We start from the raw sequence: 18,368 nt of genomic DNA, 5'->3' as shown, positions 1-18,368 counted from the left end.
GGTTTGACGCCTATGGCTCACTGCCTTGAGCGGTGACCGCCAGTACCGGTTGAATGCGACCACCTTCCCGCAGCAGCACGCAGAGCGCAACCGAAGCGCAGAAAGTTCCCTTCAGCCAAGGCCGAAAGCAGGGAGCCGGTCAGAGTGTGCGCCGTCCACGGACAGCGCCGACGCATTTCTTCTAGTAGCGGTTTTTGACCGACAGGATGTGGGCGGCCTGGCGTGCATCTTCCGGGGTGATGCTGAGATTTGCCAGGAGCGTTTCAAGATATTCAGCTTCTGCCGGGACCATGACACCGTCTGCCAGGCAGAGATCCAGGCAATGCAGAAAGACCGATAGGTGCATATCGTGCGGAAGCGCCCGGCAGGCTTCCGCTTGCCATTCCGGACGGTCGGCCCGGCGCTTGAGAGCCGTCCGGTTGATAGCGGCGAGTTCGTTGGGATCAAGATTGCGCAGGACGCGCGAGCGATGCGCAAGGGCTATCAGTTCTTCTGATTCCTGCTGCGCCATACGGCCGTCTGCCAGCGCCGCCGACAGGACAAGGCAGAGAAAGGCTTCGGGAATGGTCCAGTCTGTCTGACGGTCCGGAAACTCCGATACCAGTTCCTTCAGGCTGAAAGCGGGCTTCACCTCGACTGTAACAGGGATGAACAGTTCGCCAGGGGTTTGGATCAGGTCTGTCATGGTTTGGGCTTCCTGTAAGGAGGTGGACAATCAGTCCGGACGCGGAGCAACCGGAGCGGGCGGCCAGGCTTCAATCTGGGTCTTTATCTGCTGCAGGCGGTCGCGGCGGGCGCGCAGGGCGTTGACCGTCTGGTCCAGCCACTCGACTTGGGCCGGCAGTTCGGTGAGATGCTTGGGCGCGCCGGCCCGGCTGGGCTGGGCAAGAAGCGCTGCAATCTCTTCTTCGAGCCGGTCAGATTGCTGCTGCAGCGTCACGATGCTTTGAAAGGGCGCATAGCTGTCGATTTCTTTCTTCTGCTGCCGGATGGTTTCGGCTTGCGAATTGAGTTGCGTGTCCTTCGCCTTGATCTGCTCAGTCAGCTTTTTGATCTGAACTTCTGCCTGTTCGGCCGCGGCGGCGGCATTTTGCTTGACCATCGCCATCCCAAAGCCGGCCGCGACAATAACGCCGGTAAGGAAGACCACGGCAACAAACAGGCGCGCCCGGCCGCTTCTGGCCTTGCTGGCTTCTTCGGAAAGGGCGCGCATGTCTTCTTGGGTCGGCACAGGCTGGAAGACGAGTCCTTCGGTGCGGTCAGGGTCGTTTGTCGGCTGCATGGTTCAGATTTCCAGTAAGAGAGCGAGAGGGCGAAGGAGCTGCTTCTGGCGGGAGGAGGAAATGCCGGGCCGGATAATCAAGATGCGGAGCATTTGAGGACTCCATAGTGACCGAAGAAGGAGTCCAGTCCGGTCCATGTGCCGGACTCCGGTGGGATCGTGACTTCCCGGCGGCACCGGCTGATAACGGTCAGGCCGCTTGCGAGCATGTCTTCGACATTGACCTCGCGCTGCAGATCGTCGAACCAGACCTTGGTGCTGGCGCCGGGCTGTGCTTTCGCCGCCTGCTGGCCGGCCCGGAAGGATTCCTCGGCAAGACGAAGAACGCTTCTCCAATAATCCTGCGATGCCGCATTATAGGCGGAAACATCCATAAGCTGGGCCTGTTTCAGGAAATACATGCCCCGGAGCAGGAATCTTTCGGGGGTGGTGCCTGACGGGCAGCGTTGAAGCGACGCGGCGGTTCTCACATCCTTGCTGCCGTTGAGTATGTGCGCAAGGCAATCGAGCCGGATGTACTTTACCGCAAAGCTGTTGGCCTGGGCCGCAGCGTCACCGTGCGCAAGCATACGGGACTGCCAGCCGGGACGGCGAAGGATGGATTCGGAGATACCGGCCATATAGTGCGCTTCGGCGTCCAGAGGGCTTTGCAGCCAGGGGATAGCCCGCGTAAGTGCCTCAAGGGCGCCGGCATGGTCTGCCCGGATGAAGCGCAACCGCGCGACCGTATATTCCAGGCCAGGGCCAGCCTTTCCGGACGTATACAGAGGTTCCAGCGCGGCAAGTGCCTCGCCGAGTTTGCCCATTTTCTCCAGAAGGCGTGCCAGCGATAGAGACGCTTGTTCGCCATTGTCCGTGCCCGCAAGGGCCAGCGCGGCGCGATAAGCCGCCTCTGCATCTTTTTCGCGGCCTGCGCGCGCATAGGCGCCGCCGAGCGTGATCCAGCTCTTATATGCCGGTGCCTGCAGGATTGCCTTTTCCAGAGCGCGAATGGCGCTGCTGATCAGCGTTTCTTCTTCGAGCGGCGTGATCTTCTCTCTGGCATCAGCAAGGCTCAGGTAGCTCGCGCCCAGACGCTCAAGATCGGCTGCGTGGTCTGTGCCTCCCCCGGCCTGGCTCAGCGCCTGAGCTGTGTTAAAGGCGTCTATGGCCGCCTCGAAATGAAAGGAGGCGCTGGTCCGGTCAAGTTCGGCCAGCTTAAGATGGACCAGGCCCATGTTACGATAGGCAGGCAGTTTCAGGTCATCAGATTGTAGAGCATCCGTATAGCTCGCCATGGCGGACGTTCCGAGGGAAATGGCCTCGGCTTTGCCCGGCGGTGTTCCGCCTGCGTTCAGCATGGACGCGCGCAGTTGCTCTGCCCTTCCGAATGCGATCTGTGCGAGCCTTTCTAGCGCTGCGGCGGAGAAGTCCGGGCAACGCTGAACAATGTGGCGCAGATCGGTCACCTCCAGGGGTTCCTGCGCGGGACCACGGAGGAAATTCACCTGAGAGCGGAGACTGAGCGCGCGACAGGCGAGTGCGGAAACAACACCGTCCTCTGAGGCGGCCAGCCCCTCCCAATTATATGGTCCGAGGGCTTCATTCGCGGACAGGAGGCACGCTTCCGGCGCGCCGCAGGCAGGGGCCAGCATTTCCGACGATCCCCTCAGCGCCGCGGCGCGCACCAGGCGGCGCCGGATATCAAAACGCCGATCTGCCCCGGCAACGGCCATGCTGGCAGCCGGAAGCGGGAGTGCCTCCTGATGAATGAAAGACCGCTCGATATGGTCGAGGGCAAAACGGGTGCAGCTGCTTGTCTCGCAGGCCAGGGTATCGGCTTGCTGATCGGCAAGGAAATTGAAAGCCAAGGCCGCATTAAAATAGGCGCTCGCGCGATCAATGCCGCTTTTGCGGGGGTCCGCTGCTGCCTGATTTCCGGAACAGGTCAGCGCCATGCGCTCTGCAGTGCCAGGCTGCGGCTGCACATCTCGGCGAAAACAGTCTTGTAGGCCCGACCAATGGTCAAAGCCAGTTTCTGAAGGAGCGGGCATTGATGCACAGCCGACAGCGGAAAACGCAAGAAGCATGGCAACTGCCCATCCCTTGGGATTGCTCGATTGATTTTCCCCCACGCCCATCTTCTGGTCCGCCTGTGTCTCCGCCTTATGGTTAATTATTGGAAGCAGCTTCGCAGTTTTCCCATTAGGAGAACTACCTAACCGCCTTCAAGCTCTGCGCGGCTCGGCAGAGAGGCGAGACCTGGATTTGTGCGTCTGCGGAAGTTAAACTGCATCTGCATCGAAAGCCGTTCTGTGAGTGCCGGGCAGCCTGCGACCTGAACGAATACGTAAAAGCCGAACTTGCGGGCTCCTCCCCGGGGCGTCATGAATATTGGCGACACATGCAGAGCGTAAGACGCGAAGGGCCAATTTCGCTACGGTTCAAAGGGAACAGATTGCGGCCCGTGCTTGCGCATAGCAGGCAATTTGGAGGCTCCCATGACCGGCCAGTCCTTGGAACAGACCGTTGGCGCAGCCGCGCATCACGCCGCCCCTGCCTCAGAGAGCCTTGCAGCTTTAAAAGGCGATGCCGTCCTGGGACTAACGGATGAAGAAGCCGCCCTCCGCTTGGAGAAGTACGGCCCGAACCGGTTGCCCGCTCCAAAAGGGCGCCATCCCGTGCTCCGGTTTCTTTCTCATTTCCACAATGTGCTGATCTATGTCCTCATCGGCGCCGGACTGGTGACGGCGCTGCTCCAGCATTGGATCGATACGGCGGTTATCCTTGCCGTCGTGATCGTCAACGCCCTGATCGGCTACATTCAGGAAGGGCGCGCCGAACAGGCGATGGCGGCGATCCGCAACATGCTCTCGCCTCATGCTTCGGTATTGCGCGGCGGGCACAGGCTGACGGTGGAAGGCGAAGCGCTGGTGCCGGGCGACATTGTATTGCTGGAAGCGGGCGACAAGGTGCCCGCTGACCTGCGCGTGATTCAAGCGAACAACCTTCAGGTTCAGGAAGCGATTCTCACCGGGGAATCTCTGCCGGTGAGCAAGCAGATCGAGCCGGTGGCTGCCGATGTGCCGCTGGGCGACCGGAAGTCCATGCTGTTCAGTGGAACGCTTGTTGCCTCCGGCACAGCGCGCGGCGTCGTCACGGCAACCGGAAAGAATACCGAGATCGGACGGATAAGCGGGTTGCTGGGCGATGTGCAGACGCTGAGCACCCCGCTGATGATTCAGATTGCCGGTTTCGCGCGCTGGCTGACGGTCATGATCCTGCTGATATCGCTGGTACTGCTCATCTTTGGATACTTCGTCGATCACTTCGCGTTTATCGACGTGTTCATGGCGGTGGTCAGCCTTGCAGTGGCCGCCATTCCTGAAGGCTTGCCGGCAGTGCTGACGATCACGCTGGCGGTTGGCGTGCAGGCAATGGCGCGGCGAAATGCGATTGTCCGGCGGCTGCCCGCGATCGAGACGGTCGGCTCGGTCTCGGTCATCTGCACGGACAAGACGGGCACTCTGACCCGGAACGAAATGGTGGTCAGCGCTGTCGTCACTTCTGCAGGCGCCTGGAAAATCGGCGGAGAAGGCTACGCGCCGCGCGGCGAGGTCGAGGGGGGTGATCCGTCCACACTGGAGGCTCTCTCCAGGGTTGCTGCCCTCTGTAACGACGCCAGCCTTGTCGAGGTGGAGGGCGACTGGCAGGTGGAGGGGGATCCGATGGAGGGCGCGTTGATCGCGCTTGCCGGAAAGCTTGGAGTTGACCGGGCTGCTGCCGAGGCCATCTCGCCGCGTATTGCCGAGATACCTTTCGATTCTGCCACACGTTACATGGCAACGCTTCACCGGGCAGACGGTGGCGGCGCCCTGATCTGCGTCAAGGGCGCGCCCGAACGAATTGTCGAGATGGCGACCCATCAGCGTGCTGCCAATGGAACAGCTGAGCCGGTCGATGCCAGGTTCTGGCAACAGGTGGGCAGCGACATAGCCGGTCAGGGGATGCGGGTGCTGGCGCTGGCAGAACGGCGGCTCGATACGGCGCCGGATGTTTTTGCCCCCGCAGTTCTGGGAGAAAGCCTCGTTCTTCTCGGACTGGTGGGCCTGATTGATCCTCCGCGGGCCGAAGCGATTGAAGCGGTTGCTTCCTGTCACAAGGCGGGCATCGCGGTGAAGATGATCACCGGCGACCATGCTGGCACAGCGGCCGCGATCGGACGCCAGATCGGCTTGCTGAATCCGGACACGGTGCTGACCGGCGCTGATCTCGACATGATCAGCGATGCTCAGCTGCAGGAGTTGATCGAGCGCACCAACATTTTCGCCCGGACCAGCCCGGAGCATAAGCTGCGTCTCGTAACGGCCTTGCAAGCGCGCGGCCTCAGCGTCGCCATGACCGGCGACGGCGTGAACGATGCGCCCGCACTGAAACGGGCAGATGCAGGCATCGCCATGGGACGAAAGGGATCGGAAGCGGCCAAAGAGGCAGCCGATCTTGTGCTGGCAGACGACAATTTCGCCTCCATCGTTGCGGGCATTCAGGAAGGCCGCACCGTCTATGACAATATCAAGAAGGTGATCAGCTGGACCCTGCCGACCAATGCCGGCGAGGCTGCGACGATCCTTGTCGCGCTGGTGTTTGGCTTTGCTCTTCCGATGACGCCGATCCAGATACTCTGGATAAACCTGATCACGGCCACGACGCTTGGGCTTGCCCTCGCATTTGAACCGACCGAGAAATCCACCATGAGCCGGCCGCCACGCCCCCGCAACGAACCGCTGCTGACCGGCGGGCTCGTCTGGCATATCGTTTTGGTGTCCATGCTGTTCCTGGCGGCAGTCTATGGCATGTATATCTATGCGGTGGACCGGGGATATTCTAACGAAGTGGCGCGTACCATCGCGCTGAACACCCTCGTTGTACTCGAGATATTCCATCTGTTCTTTATACGGAACATATGCGGCACGTCACTGACCTGGGCTGCCGTAAAGGGCGCTCGGTTTGTCTGGTTCGCGGTGCTGACGGTCACTGCGGCGCAGTTTGCCGTTACCTACATTCCAGCGATGCAGGAGATTTTCGGCACCGCGCCGGTTTCCCTCTTCGACGGCGCTGTGATAATTGCTGTGGGCGCAGCCTTCTTTGCAATTATCGAAACGGAGAAACAGATCCGGCTGCGCGCGGGCCAATTGCGGGCGGGCGGACATCAGCAGGCTGCCGGGCCATAGGTTCGCGGGGCCAAAACAGCTTATCTTCTTTCTTGGGGGATTTCCCGCCTAGGGAGTATTACCTAGGGCCGCTCTGGCCTGTGTCCTAGTATGAACAGGATGAAAGGCCGCCCACCGAAACCGGAGCGAGGGTTTCATGCCACACACAATCGCCCCCGCCCTTCCTGATGCGGGCAGTTGCTTCGAGGTCCGCGGACTTCGGCGCATCTATGGGGCCGGCGCGGCGGCGGTCCATGCGCTCCGCGGAATTGACCTTGACCTTCCGAAGGGCGAACTGGTCGTCGTCCTCGGCGCCTCGGGCAGCGGGAAGTCCACGTTTCTCAATATTATCGGTGGCCTCGACCGCCCGACAGGGGGGACGGTCCTCTACCGGGGGCAGGATATTTCAAAAGCGACGGATCGTGCGCTGACGGATTACAGGCGCCGTCATGTCGGTTTCGTGTTCCAGTTCTACAATCTGATGCCGAGCCTGACGGCCTGGGAAAATGTGGCGCTGGTAACGGAAATCGCGGAGAATCCTATGCCGCCCCACGAAGCGCTCGCGCTTGTGGGGCTGGAAGAGAGGGCGAACCATTTTCCAGCCCAGCTTTCGGGCGGTGAACAGCAGCGAGTTGCCATCGCGCGGGCGGTGGCCAAACAGCCGAATGTGCTGCTGTGCGATGAACCGACGGGCGCGCTCGACTCCCGGACGGGTGTGCGCGTGCTCGAAGCGCTCAAGACGGTGAACGAAAATCTCAACGCCACGACGCTGCTGATCACACACAATGCCGGTATCGCGGCAATGGCGCATAGGGTGATCGAGTTCTCTGATGGATTGGTCCGGGAGGTGAGAGAGAACCGGACGCGGATCGAGCCTGGTGAGATTTCCTGGTGAGCTTCGTTCATCTGCCCGCCTGGCTTGGCATTCTTGATCGTAAGCTGCTGCGCGACCTCTGGAACATCCGCATGCAGGTGCTTGCGATTGCGTTTGTAATTGCCGGCGGTGTGTCGATTCAGCTCCTGTCAGCGGGCCTGATGACCTCTCTGCAGGAAACGCGGCGTGTCTACTACGAGCAATCGCTGATGGCGGATATCTGGGCGCCGGTTGTGCGTGCCCCGGATCGTATTGCCCCGGCCCTTGCCGCCATTGATGGGGTCCAGGCGGTTGAAGCCCGCATCCGCATGCCGGCGCGAATTGAGGTGCCAGGCAAGAGCGGTTTCGCTGCCGGAGAGCTGATCTCTCTGCCGGAAGGCCGGGAAGCATCGGTCAACAGGTTGTATCTGGAGCTCGGCCGGCTGCCGGATCCCCATCGCCGCAACGAGGCGGCGGTGCTGAAAGGGTTTGCGCTCGCGAACGGTTTGTCGCCAGGCGACAGTCTGGATGTGATCGTACAAGGATCGAAGTTTCGTCTGACGATCACCGGCTTTGTTCTGTCGGCAGAACATGTCTACAGCATCGCGCCGGGCCAGCTTGTGCCGGATGAAGCCGAGTTCGGCGTGCTCTGGATGAGCCATCTTCCTCTGGCCCAGCTTACAGACCGCCGTGGCAGCTTTACTGAGGCCGTTTTCCGTCTGCGCGATCTTGCGCAGGAAGCTTCGGCGATTGCCGAGATGGACCGGCTGCTTGCGCCCTATGGAGGTCTGGGCGCCTATGGGCGCAAGGATCAGGTTTCCGATGCGTTCGTCTCCAGCGAGATCGACCAGCTGCGAACACTGGGGCGGGTTGTGCCGCCCGTATTTCTCGCCGTTGCCGCCTTCCTTGTCTATGTGGTCGTCTCTCGCCTGGTTCAGATACAGCGGCCCGCAATCGGGCTTCTGAAGGCATATGGTTACAGTGACCTTGAGGTCACGATGCACTATTTCCGCCTGCTGATGATTATAGGCGGCATCGGGGCGCTGATGGGAATTCTGCTCGGCGCCTGGTTTGGTCACCGGCTGACCGCGATGTATATCCGCTATTATGATTTTCCGTATCTCATCTTCCGGGCCAGCCTGACAGATTATGTGATTGTCTGCGCGGTGTCCGCGGTCGCCGTGATTGGTGGCGGGCTCGTCGCTGTCCGCCGTGTCGCCCGGCTGAATCCCGCCGAGGCCATGAACCCGCCCCCGCCACCGGATTTTTCGCGCGGCGCCGGGACCTTGATCACAAAGTTTGACTTCATTGATCAGCAAACCCGGATGATCCTGCGCCAGATCGTGCGCTGGCCGGGCCGGGCCGCGCTGACGGTCAGCGGCGTTACCGCCTCGCTGGCGCTGCTGATTTCGGTCATGACCATGACCGATGCCATGCACTACATGATCTCGGCCCATTTCGCCGAGGCCAACCGTTACGACGCGGCCGTTACCTTCAATGAAGCCCGGGACGCCCGCGCGGAACGGGAGGTGGCCCGTATCCCCGGGGTGACCCTGGCAGAGGCGTTCAGGGCCGTGCCGGTCAAGCTGGAAGCCGCCCAGCGCAGCGAACGGGTTGTGATTATGGGCGTGGTGGAGGGCGCTGAACTCTCCCGTCTTCTGGACGCCCAGGGGCGCCCCGTCACACCGCCGCCGGGCGGCCTTGTCCTCTCGTCTGATCTGGCCGCGCGCCTCTCCATATCGGCAGGCGAAGAGGTTCGGATCAGTGTCCTGGAAGGGCGCCGCCCGGTTCGGACCCTGCCGGTTTCTGCGATCGCGGAGACCTATTTCGGGTCAGGCGCCCAGATGGAAGCTGGCGATCTGGCCCGGCTTGTGGGCGAAAGCCAGCTAGCCTCCGGGCTCTATCTTCGCCTGGATCCGGAACAGGAAACCGCAGTCCACAACAAGCTTCGCGACGCGCCGCTCGTCACCGGCGTAACCCTTCAGAATAAGGCGCGGGACCGTTTGTCAGACTTGATGGACGAAAATCTCGGCGTGTCACTCGGCGTGTTTGTTATCTTCGCTGCCGTCATTGCGCTGGGCGTCGTCTACAACACTGTGCGGATCAGCTTCATTGAGCGTCAGCGGGAACTGGCGTCCTTGCGCGTGCTGGGTTTCTCGCGCGGCGCCGTCTCCTACATCCTGCTGGGCGAAGTGGCGCTGCTGACCCTTGCGGCCATTCCCTTGGGCCTGATCGCCGGGGCAGGATTGTCGGTGTACTTCTCACACACCATGGCCTCGGACCTGTTCCGCCTGCCTTTCGTCATCAACCCCGCGACCTACGCTTTTGCCACGCTCATCATCCTGGGCGCGGCGGCTCTGTCGAGCCTGCTCGTGCGTCATCAGATCGACCGGCTGGACCTCGTCGAAGCCCTCAAGGGCCTTCAGTGATGGAGACACCAATGCCCTTCCGCCTCCCGCAACTTGTGTTCCGGCATTATCTGTGGGCCGGTGCCGCGATCATTCTGGCCTTGCTGCTGGTCTCTGCCTTCATGCCCCGCGCGCTGGAGGTTCAGCTCAGCGACATCTCGCGCGGTGAGATCAATGTCGAGGCTCGGGAGGAAGGGCGCACGCGGGTTCGCGATATCTATCTTGTCTCCGCGCCCCAGGCCGGACGCCTCCTCCGGATCGGAAATCCTGTGGGCGAAACCGTGCAGGCCGGGGCAGTTGTTGCTGTCCTCCTGCCAGGAGAGGCAGCATTGCTGGACCCGCGCAGCCGGAGCGATGCAGAAGCCGCCCTCAGGGCATCGACCGCAGCCTACAGCGCGGCCGAAGCAGGTCTGGCGGAAGCCGAAGCTGCGCTTGAGCTTGCCCGGCGGGAAGCAGAACGCGCAGAAACACTTTTCGCCCGGGGTATTTCTTCCCAGGCGGCGCTCGACCGGGCGCGCGCCGAACTGGAGGCGTCGCAGACCAGGCGCAATGCGGCGGCGGCCGGCGTTACCCGTGCGGCGGCGGAGAGAAGTGGCGCCGCGTTGCGGCTCACCCCGCCCCGCAACGGGCAGCGAGCAGCCGACGTCATCGACATCCGCGCGCCGGTCACGGGAAGGGTGCTGCGGGTCATGCAGGAAAGTGAAGCGGTCATCGCCGCAGGCGCGCCTATCCTGGAGATCGGTGACCCGGCCAGCCTTGAGATTGTCGCCGAATATTTGTCCGACGACGCCGTGCGCATTGCTCCCGGCGCGCCTGTGCGTATCGAAGCCTGGGGCGGAGAGGCGCCTCTGGAGGGGCGTGTACGGATGGTGGAGCCGTTTGGCTTCCGTAAGGTATCGGCCCTCGGCATTGAAGAGCAGCGCGTCAATGTGATCATCGATTTTTCCGGTACGGGCGCCGATCCGCAGGTTCAGCGTCTGGGCCATGGCTACCGGATGGAGGTGTTCGCGCTTGTCTGGTCGGGCAGGGATGAGCTGCGCGTGCCGGTCGCCGCGCTTGTGCGGCAGGGCAGCGGCTGGGCCGTCTTCCGCGAGGAGAATGGCAAAGCTGTGCTCACCCCGGTCGCTATCGGGCCTCAGGATACGCGTTACGCCGTTGTGGCGTCCGGTCTTTCCGAGGGTGACCGTGTGATCCTCTATCCTGGCCGCGATATTGAGCCGGGGAAGTCGATCCGCGCCCGCAAAAGCCAGAGCGAATAAGCACATATATCCGTAGCCCTGGAACCCGCCGGTGAACCAGGAGTTTGGGTACAAAAGGGACCTCATGAAGGAGAGACTCCATGTCCAAGCCCCAAAGTTCCCAACAGCGAAGCGCAAAGATACACGAGAGGGCCCGGCACCTTTGGGAAGAGGCTGGCCGGCCTGCCGCTGGCGCAGAGGCTTTTGAAGAAGAGGCCGCCCAACTCGTTGCAATTGAGCAAGCTCCCCACGCCCGGACCATTCCGTTGTCTCAATCCCTGAGTGAGCCCGAAGCCGAGCCTATCGAGGCGCTCGAAAACCAGGGGGAATTTCCCACGCTTACCGATCAGGGCGAAGAAAGTTCAGGGCCGAAGCGGCGGTCCGATCGGAAGCGGGATCCCAATTGAGCGGGTGAGCGGGCGTCACGAGCCCTTCGTGCCGAAAGGCGCTGGGCATTCCGCATCAACGAACACCCGAAGGAATGGTTCCCTCCGCCCCTCGCTGCTGTTCATACTTCATCAGGATAAGGATCGTCTGGTCTGATAAGCATCAGGAACCTCTTTGGGGCTGCAGCGTTTTTGTGCACCCAATGTAAAAGTCAGATCAGGTTTGCCATGATAACCCTTTCGGACACAAACGAGTATAAAGACGAACTTACAGAATTCATCCGGTCCGACAGCTTTCCCTGTGTCGGCGCCAAATCCGCGCTGGCCCGAAACGAGCTTGTTGTGGGCCTTTATGAAGACATCACTACTCCGGCGGATGATGTGGAGTTGCGGGAAGATCTGCTCGGCTTCATTCGCAAACTCGACAAAACCGGCCCGGTTGTACAGTCCTTCACAGCGATCTTCAGAGGGCCGGACAAATTGTCCGAGGCCGCCTTCGAAAAGGCGCTCTGGAACCGGTTGCAGTGTCTGCACAATCTGGACGCTGTCACCGGAGCGCCTTGGGCGGAGGGAACCTCACCGGATCCCTCTTCGCCCCATTTCTCCGTCAGTGTATGTGGCGAGGCGTTTTTCGTAATCGGTCTTCATCCCGGCGCCTCCCGGCCGGCCCGCCGGTTCAGCCATCCCGCCCTGGTGTTCAATTCCCACGACCAGTTTGATCGTCTGCGGGCGGATGGACGCTTTGATCAGATGAAATCGATTATCCGGGAGCGAGAGAAAGCCAGTGCAGGGTCTGTGAATCCGATGCTGACTGACTTCGGGGAGCTTTCCGAGGCTCGCCAATATTCCGGGCGTCTTGTCGGAGATGACTGGACCTGCCCCTTCAAACCAAAGGTATAGACCATGCAGCGCATTCCCCCAAAATCCGGCGCCGCCTTTCTGATCAAGGCGGGGCAATATCTGAAAGTGACCGACCCGGAAGGGGAACAGGTCAGCGACATGGTGGCATTCGCCGCCGCTGATACCGGGGAGTTTTTATCTTCCGGCAGATCGCTGGATTATGCCAGCCGGCTTTATCTCACTACCGGAGACCGCCTCTATTCAAACAGAAGCCGCGAGATGTTTGATATCGTCGCCGATGAGGTCGGCCGGCACGACTTCACGCTGACGCCATGCTCAAAAGACACCTTCCGCATCATCTATGGTGAGGAGTCTCCGTCCGGCGGATGCCAGGAAAATCTGGAGCGTGTTCTGAAGCCCTGGGGGATTTCGCCGGACCGGATTCCCATTGCCTTCAACTGCTTCATGAATGTTGCCGTAGACGGAGACAGTGGAGAGATCAGGGTGCTGCCGCCGCTGAGCCGGCCGGGCAACTCCATTGTCTTCCGGGCCCGGATGGATATGATTGTCGGGCTGACCAGTTGCTCCGCCGGGCAATCCAACAATTTCCGCTATAAGCCCATAGATTATGATGTGTTGCCAGATTTTGCCGGCTTGCCTCATGCGGCAAGCGGAGCGCGTCAGGCGACTTTCGCCGATGGGCTGCCTGATCAATAGCGCCGCAAGGAAATGGAGCGCAGACGATGAAACCGATCGGTTTGGAAGAATTGGAAGCGCGGCTCACTGCCCAGCGCCGGCTGCTGATGTGGCTGGTAAAGGAACTGCCGGCGGACAAGGCCGCGCGGCTGGTTGCCGAGCTGTGGGAGCCGTTTCCGCCTCAGGATGCGCAGGAGGATCCTGGCGCTGTTCCGGTGGATGCCTTTGCCGCCGCCGCTGGCTACACGGCAGAAATCCGGACGATCCTGCGGGACGTGCGCTCTTCAATCCTGCCGCCTAGCGAAGACAAGCTCTGAATTTCTGCTAAGCGCTCTCCCTTGAAGGTGTCAGCTACCGGGCGTCCGGAAGCGCGTATACCTTGAGATAGTCGCCAGGCGTCGTCTCAAACCGCGCATGGCCGGTGGCCGAAACCGCGACGTACTGGCGGCCCTCATGCTCATAGGTCATGGGGCCCGCCTGCGGTCCTGCGGGCAGGCGCGCTTCCCAGACGAGCTTGCCGGTTTCCGTTTCAAATGCCCGCAAGAAGTTATCCTGCGCCGCTCCGATAAAGGTCAGCCCGCCAGCGGTGACAAGCGGCCCGCCGAGATTGGGCGTGCCTGTGGGGATCTTGAGGAAGGTGGGGATACCCAGCGGGCCGGTATCAAAGCCCGTTCCCAAAGGCCGTGTCCAGACGATCTCACCTGTATCAAGGCTGATTGCAGTTATATAACCCCAGGGCGGCGAGATGCAGGGGACCTTCAATGGCGACCACCATATAGGCCGGGTAACACCGAATGGCGTGCCGGCATGGGGCGCAATGGCTTGGTCGGGACGGGCGCCCCCCGATCCCACGGGCAGATCGCTGACCTCATCGCGGGGATGGAGCACAACGCGATTTGGCAGGCGGGAATTATTGGCGATGATCAGCCGGCGGTCAGGGTCATAGCCCACACCGCCCCAGTTGAGTCCGCCCACCGTGCCGGGAAAGAGCAGCATGCCTTCGCCCTCGGGCGTGGGCGGCGTGAACATCCCTTCATAGCGGTGGCGGTGAAAGCTGATCCGGCACAGCGCGGCGTCGACCGGTGTGAGGCCGAAAGCGTGCCGCGCATCGATCTGCTCGGGATCGCGCCCGGGAACGCCTCCGATATTGGGGAAAAAGACAGATTGGGGCTGGGTTGGCGCGACCCAGTCGCCAGGGGGCGGGCCCTGGGGCGTTGGCCGGGACTCGACAGGCCGCAATGGCTCGCCCGTGAGAGCATCAAGCAGGAACAGGTTGCCTGTTTTGCTCGCCTGCAGGATCGCCCGGCGCGCCACCCCTTCAATGGTCACGTCCACGAGAACCGGCTGGGCGCCCAGATCATAGTCCCACAGATCGTGTGTAATCGTTGAGTAGACCCACCGTTCGGCACCTGTTTCCAGATCGACGGCGATGACGGCATCCGTGACACGGTCTTCTTCTGCCAGACGGTTGCCGCCCCACTGGTCAGCCGCTGCGTTGCCGGTGGCTAGAAAGGCGAGCCCGAGGGATTCGTCTGCTGAAATAACGTTCCAGACGTTCGGTGTGCCGCGCGGATAAATTTCGCCGGGGGCGAGCAGCGCCTGCGGATCGGGGCGCAGGGCGTCCCACGCCCAGCGAAGCTCTCCGGTGCGGGCATCATAGGCGCGCACCACGCCCGAGGGGGCGTCGCGCCGCTGATTATCGCTGACCTGCTGGCCAAGGATCAGAAGCCCGCCAGCGACCGTTGCCCCCGATGTATTGGACGCAAAGCCAGGCGCGCGCAGGCCCATCCCCGCTGTCATATCTACTGTTCCGCCCTCGCCAAAATCCTCGCAGAGGAACCCTCCGACAGCGTCGAGCGCGATGAGGCGGCCGTCGGCGGTGGAGACGTAAATGCGCCGGTGGCATTCGCTTCCGCCGCGGGGCACGGCGCCGATGGCGCCTTCCACCGCCGGCATGTGGTCGATTGCCTCGGGCCGGCCTGCCGGCTCGCCATCATCATGATACGCAACGGCGCGGCAGGCCGCTGAAAAAAGGGATTCCATGGACGTGTGCGGAACCCCGGGATCATAACTCCAGCGCACTTCGCCCGATCCCGGATCAAGAGCAAAGACCTTGTTTGTTGGTGTACAGATATAAAGAAAATCCTCGGCCTTGATCGGCGTATTCTGAGAGGAATAGAACACACGGCCCTCATTCGGATTGAGGTCGCCTGTCTGGAAGGTCCATGCCTCTTCAAGCCCGGCCACATTCGTCACGGAAATCTGGTTCAGGGACGAGTAGCGCCGGCCGCCGGCTGTGCCGCCATAAGCACGCCAGTCTGCCCCGGCTTCCGCCTGTGAATTTCCGGGGGATCCGTCCGCGACGGCCAACTGGCGCGCGGGGCCGGCCGCTTCGACCCGTTCCCAATAAATCAGCACAAGTGCGGCCACCGCCACGGCTGCGCCGAGCAGGGAAAAGAGGCCAAACCGGCGAAGTGGCTTGCCGGGAGGAATGCGCCACATGAGGTAGCTGAGGGCGACAGCAGCGATCAGACCACCCAGCAGGCCGATGCGTCCCGCCAGATCGATGCCCCAGGCTGGTAACCAGCCCTTTCCGGCGATTTCCATCAAAGACCAGACCACAGTTCCGGCAAACCCGGCCGCGTAAAGGAGAAGGGATATGCGATGCTCTCCACGCCAGCTGAAGACCGTCGCGGCGAGCAGGACCAGACCCGCCAGAAGATAATAGAGCGTGCCCCCAAGCACGGCGAGCCAGAGACCGAGCCCTGCCATGGCGAGGCCCAGCACCCCCGCAAGTGTCGAAAAGAAGAGATAGGCCTGGTGCCAGGCACGGCGTTCGGTAGCGGCCCCTGCTGCCATCGCTCAGTCTCCCATGAATGCCGCCGTCGCTCGCGGCAGCATGGCCGAAAATCCACGTCCGCACCTCGGTAGCGAACCGCAGGTCCGGTGGGCGGTCTTTCTACATGCTCTGACACCAGCGCACGAAACCTGTACCGGTTCCGGCGCGGTGCGAAATTTTACGGGTCAGCGCAAGTTTGAGCAGAGGGCCGTCTCTCTTCAATATGTCAGTAGACAGAGGAAAATTCCACGCCTGTCGCTACGGAACAATTCAGTAAGCGCGGCGTTGGGCAGAGTAAACGCCAGGCAAAGTGAGGAATACATGCAGATGGCCCATGGCGAACTGTCGGTGGCCCGGCCCGGTACGGGCAGGGAAGAATTGCGGTCAGCCTTTCTTGAGACGCGTGCCGCAACGCTGAAGATTACTGCGCCCTTGAGCGCCGAAGATCAGCAAGTTCAGTCGATGCCGGATGCCAGTCCGGCCAAGTGGCATCTGGGACATACGAGCTGGTTCTTTGATATCTTTCTCCTTTCGCGGTTTTCTTCGCCCGTTGCCGGCCCTCAACTGAACCATATATTCAATTCCTATTACGACACGATCGGAGCACAACATCCCCGGGCCCGGCGCGGGCTCATAACGCGGCCGTCGCTGGATGAGGTCAGGGCCTATCGCCGCGAGGTTGATGCCGCGATTTGCGGCTTCCTTGATGTCGCAAGTGACCCTGAATGGAATGCCGCCGCGCCGCTGCTGAAGCTGGGAATTCAGCATGAACAGCAGCATCAGGAGCTTATCCTGATGGATATCAAGCATCTGCTCTTTTCCAATCCCGGCCGTCCCTCCTATCTGCCGGAATATCCATCTGGCGCCTGTATGCTGGCGGCGCGCAGGCAGGCGCCCTGGCTCGAATTTAAGGAAGCGCTGGTCAATATCGGTGCTTTGCAGGAGGGTTTCGCTTTTGACAATGAGCGGCCGCACCACAAGGCATGGACCCACGCCTTTCGCGTAGGAAGGCATCTGGTGACTTGCGGCGACTGGCTCGCCTTCATGGAAGCGGGTGGCTATGAGCGCCCCGAATTCTGGCTGTCGGAAGGATGGGCCACCGCTCAGGCAGAGGGCTGGCGCGCGCCGCTATACTGGTCCATGCAGGCGCCGGGCCGGTGGACCCAGTTTACGCTCACCGGCGAGCGGGAAGTTCGCCCTCGCGAACCGGTCTGCCATGTCAGCTATTATGAGGCAGATGCCTTTGCCCGCTGGGCGGGCGCGCGCCTTCCCACCGAACAGGAATGGGAACGCGCGGCTGGAGAGGTGTGGCCGGAGAAGGGAACCTCGCTCCACCCCATGCCGGAACCTGCGGCGGCAGGGCCGGGCCCACAGCAGGTTTTCGGCGCCGTTTGGCAGTGGACGGCAAGCGCTTATGGCCCATACCCCGGTTTCAGGCCCCTGGAAGGCGCCGCAGGGGAGTATAACGGCAAATTCATGTCGGGGCAGATGGTGCTTCGGGGGAGTGCCTGCGTAACTCCGCCCGGCCATGCGCGGCTCACTTATCGCAACTTCTATCCGCCTGCTGCCAGATGGGCTTTTTCGGGGGTGCGCCTTGCTTCCGATGTCTGATCTGAAAAGCCCCGCCAATTTCCATTGGCACGACCGTGATCCGGGGCCGGAATTGTTTTCCCATGCGGTTCTCGAAGGCTTGGGCCGGACGGACAAGGCAGTGCCGTTCCGGTTTCTCTACGACAAGACCGGATCAGACCTGTTCGAACAAATCTGCCGGCAGCCTGAGTATTATATTACGCGTACGGAGTTGTGCCTTCTGGAAGACAAGGCAGCGGAGATCGCAGATATTGCCGGTCCCAGCGTTCGTCTGGTTGAATTTGGTTCGGGAGAAAGCCGTAAGGGGCGCCTTCTTCTGGAGGCGCTGGAGGATCCGGCCGCCTACATACCCGTCGATATCTCTAAGGCGGCGCTGGGCGCGGCGGCGCGGCAGGCTGCGTTGGACTATCCCGGCCTGCCGGTACATGCTGTCTGGGCGGATTTCAGAACCGGATTCAGACTGCCCCTGCCGGACCAGGGAAGGATCGCCGGCTTTTTCCCCGGATCGAGCATCGGAAACTTCACCCGGCCACAGGCACGCCACTTTCTGGCCGGCTGGCGCGACTGTCTGGGCGAAGGGGGCGCCATGATCGTTGGCGTCGACCTCATCAAGCCCGTGGCAGAGCTTGAGGCCGCCTATGATGACCGGGCGGGCGTGACCGCCGCATTCACCCTGAACCTTCTGCGGCGCATCAACCGCGAACTGGATGGTGATTTCCAGCTATCAGCCTTCCGGCACGAGGCACACTATAATCCGTCCACCTTCGCCATCGATATCCATTTGGTCAGCCGGTGCCGGCAGACGGTGACGGTATGCGGGCAGGCATTCGATTTTGACTGCGGTGAAAGGATACATGTAGAATCATCGCACAAATACGATGTTGAAGGGTTCCAGGCGCTTGCCGAAGCCGCAGGGTTCAGTCCGCAGGCGGTCTGGACCGATAAAAACCACCGTTTCAGCATTCACTTCCTGACCGTGGCAGAAATCTCGCCCAGCCCGGTTGACGCCTAAGGGCAAGGCGGATGGAGTCTGGCCCGGGGCGTGCC

The 18,368-nt window shown here is 61.7% G+C and carries 13 protein-coding genes; 9 read left to right on the top strand and 4 right to left on the bottom strand.

The genetic code is table 11. The annotated features are described in order from the left end of the window. Window positions 1-181: 181 nt before the first annotated feature. From HPO_RS07590 to HPO_RS07580, 3 genes are all read right to left on the bottom strand, one after another. Entirely contained in the window at window positions 182-685 is a 504-nt protein-coding gene (locus HPO_RS07590; protein ID WP_035596510.1) for a tellurite resistance TerB family protein, read from the bottom strand. A 30-nt stretch (window positions 686-715) separates the two neighbouring features. After that, complete coding sequence (locus HPO_RS07585; RefSeq protein ID WP_035596507.1) at window positions 716-1,282, bottom strand: hypothetical protein; 567 nt, start codon at window positions 1,280-1,282, stop codon at window positions 716-718. A gap of 77 nt (window positions 1,283-1,359) precedes the next feature. Continuing rightward, the gene (locus tag HPO_RS07580; RefSeq protein ID WP_157532723.1) at window positions 1,360-3,132 is read right to left on the bottom strand and encodes a hypothetical protein; all 1,773 of its coding nucleotides are present in this window, start codon (window positions 3,130-3,132) and stop codon (window positions 1,360-1,362) included. 630 nt (window positions 3,133-3,762) lie between these two features. Between HPO_RS07580 and HPO_RS07575 the strand changes: the two genes are divergently transcribed. The 7 genes from HPO_RS07575 (at window position 3,763) to HPO_RS07540 (ending at window position 13,209) form a co-directional block, all read left to right on the top strand. Next, window positions 3,763-6,492, top strand: coding sequence for a cation-transporting P-type ATPase (locus tag HPO_RS07575; RefSeq protein WP_051612415.1), 2,730 nt, complete (start codon window positions 3,763-3,765; stop codon window positions 6,490-6,492). 136 nt (window positions 6,493-6,628) lie between these two features. Then, window positions 6,629-7,366 carry an ABC transporter ATP-binding protein gene (locus tag HPO_RS07570; RefSeq protein ID WP_035596501.1) on the top strand — a complete coding sequence of 246 codons (738 nt, stop codon included), beginning with the start codon at window positions 6,629-6,631 and terminating at the stop codon, window positions 7,364-7,366. Beyond that, window positions 7,363-9,753, top strand: coding sequence for an ABC transporter permease (locus HPO_RS07565; RefSeq protein ID WP_051612414.1), 2,391 nt, complete (start codon window positions 7,363-7,365; stop codon window positions 9,751-9,753). The genes HPO_RS07570 and HPO_RS07565 overlap by 4 nt, the downstream gene beginning before the upstream one ends. Before the next feature lie 11 nt (window positions 9,754-9,764). Then, the gene (locus HPO_RS07560; RefSeq protein ID WP_051612413.1) at window positions 9,765-10,991 is read left to right on the top strand and encodes an efflux RND transporter periplasmic adaptor subunit; all 1,227 of its coding nucleotides are present in this window, start codon (window positions 9,765-9,767) and stop codon (window positions 10,989-10,991) included. A 593-nt stretch (window positions 10,992-11,584) separates the two neighbouring features. Continuing rightward, a complete protein-coding gene (gene gntA / locus HPO_RS20485) occupies window positions 11,585-12,256 on the top strand; it encodes a guanitoxin biosynthesis heme-dependent pre-guanitoxin N-hydroxylase GntA (RefSeq protein WP_035596498.1) in 672 nt (223 codons plus the stop codon). A gap of 3 nt (window positions 12,257-12,259) precedes the next feature. After that, a complete protein-coding gene (locus HPO_RS20480; protein ID WP_157532720.1) occupies window positions 12,260-12,913 on the top strand; it encodes a DUF1989 domain-containing protein in 654 nt (217 codons plus the stop codon). Between the two features lie 26 nt (window positions 12,914-12,939). Continuing rightward, the gene (locus tag HPO_RS07540; protein WP_035596495.1) at window positions 12,940-13,209 is read left to right on the top strand and encodes a hypothetical protein; all 270 of its coding nucleotides are present in this window, start codon (window positions 12,940-12,942) and stop codon (window positions 13,207-13,209) included. A 34-nt stretch (window positions 13,210-13,243) separates the two neighbouring features. On the opposite strand, the gene HPO_RS07535 is transcribed toward HPO_RS07540, so the two are convergent. Then, window positions 13,244-15,751 (bottom strand): pyrroloquinoline quinone-dependent dehydrogenase, encoded by a 2,508-nt coding sequence (locus tag HPO_RS07535; RefSeq protein WP_035596492.1) that lies wholly within the window; start codon window positions 15,749-15,751, stop codon window positions 13,244-13,246. A gap of 13 nt (window positions 15,752-15,764) precedes the next feature. Between HPO_RS07535 and egtB the strand changes: the two genes are divergently transcribed. Further along, window positions 15,765-17,342, top strand: coding sequence for an ergothioneine biosynthesis protein EgtB (gene egtB, locus HPO_RS07530; protein ID WP_338390522.1), 1,578 nt, complete (start codon window positions 15,765-15,767; stop codon window positions 17,340-17,342). Next, complete coding sequence (gene egtD, locus HPO_RS07525; RefSeq protein WP_051612411.1) at window positions 17,335-18,333, top strand: L-histidine N(alpha)-methyltransferase; 999 nt, start codon at window positions 17,335-17,337, stop codon at window positions 18,331-18,333. The genes egtB and egtD overlap by 8 nt, the downstream gene beginning before the upstream one ends. Window positions 18,334-18,368 lie beyond the last annotated feature (35 nt).

Source organism: Hyphomonas polymorpha PS728 (assembly GCF_000685315.1).
GTDB lineage: Bacteria > Pseudomonadota > Alphaproteobacteria > Caulobacterales > Hyphomonadaceae > Hyphomonas > Hyphomonas polymorpha.
Note: the sequence above shows the minus strand (reverse complement) of the source record. Positions and strands in the feature narration are given on the sequence as shown.

Bases quoted from the DNA above. Each gene is read 5' to 3' on its own strand.
- HPO_RS07560 (WP_051612413.1), top strand. From the start codon at position 9,765: ATGCCCTTCCGCCTCCCGCAACTTGTGTTCCGGCATTATCTGTGGGCC.
- HPO_RS07585 (WP_035596507.1), bottom strand. From the start codon at position 1,282: ATGCAGCCGACAAACGACCCTGACCGCACCGAAGGACTCGTCTTCCAG.
- egtB (WP_338390522.1), top strand. From the start codon at position 15,765: ATGAATGCCGCCGTCGCTCGCGGCAGCATGGCCGAAAATCCACGTCCG.
- gntA (WP_035596498.1), top strand. From the start codon at position 11,585: ATGATAACCCTTTCGGACACAAACGAGTATAAAGACGAACTTACAGAA.
- HPO_RS07575 (WP_051612415.1), top strand. From the start codon at position 3,763: ATGACCGGCCAGTCCTTGGAACAGACCGTTGGCGCAGCCGCGCATCAC.
- egtD (WP_051612411.1), top strand. From the start codon at position 17,335: ATGTCTGATCTGAAAAGCCCCGCCAATTTCCATTGGCACGACCGTGAT.
- HPO_RS07590 (WP_035596510.1), bottom strand. From the start codon at position 685: ATGACAGACCTGATCCAAACCCCTGGCGAACTGTTCATCCCTGTTACA.
- HPO_RS20480 (WP_157532720.1), top strand. From the start codon at position 12,260: ATGCAGCGCATTCCCCCAAAATCCGGCGCCGCCTTTCTGATCAAGGCG.
- HPO_RS07570 (WP_035596501.1), top strand. From the start codon at position 6,629: ATGCCACACACAATCGCCCCCGCCCTTCCTGATGCGGGCAGTTGCTTC.
- HPO_RS07535 (WP_035596492.1), bottom strand. From the start codon at position 15,751: ATGGCAGCAGGGGCCGCTACCGAACGCCGTGCCTGGCACCAGGCCTAT.
- HPO_RS07540 (WP_035596495.1), top strand. From the start codon at position 12,940: ATGAAACCGATCGGTTTGGAAGAATTGGAAGCGCGGCTCACTGCCCAG.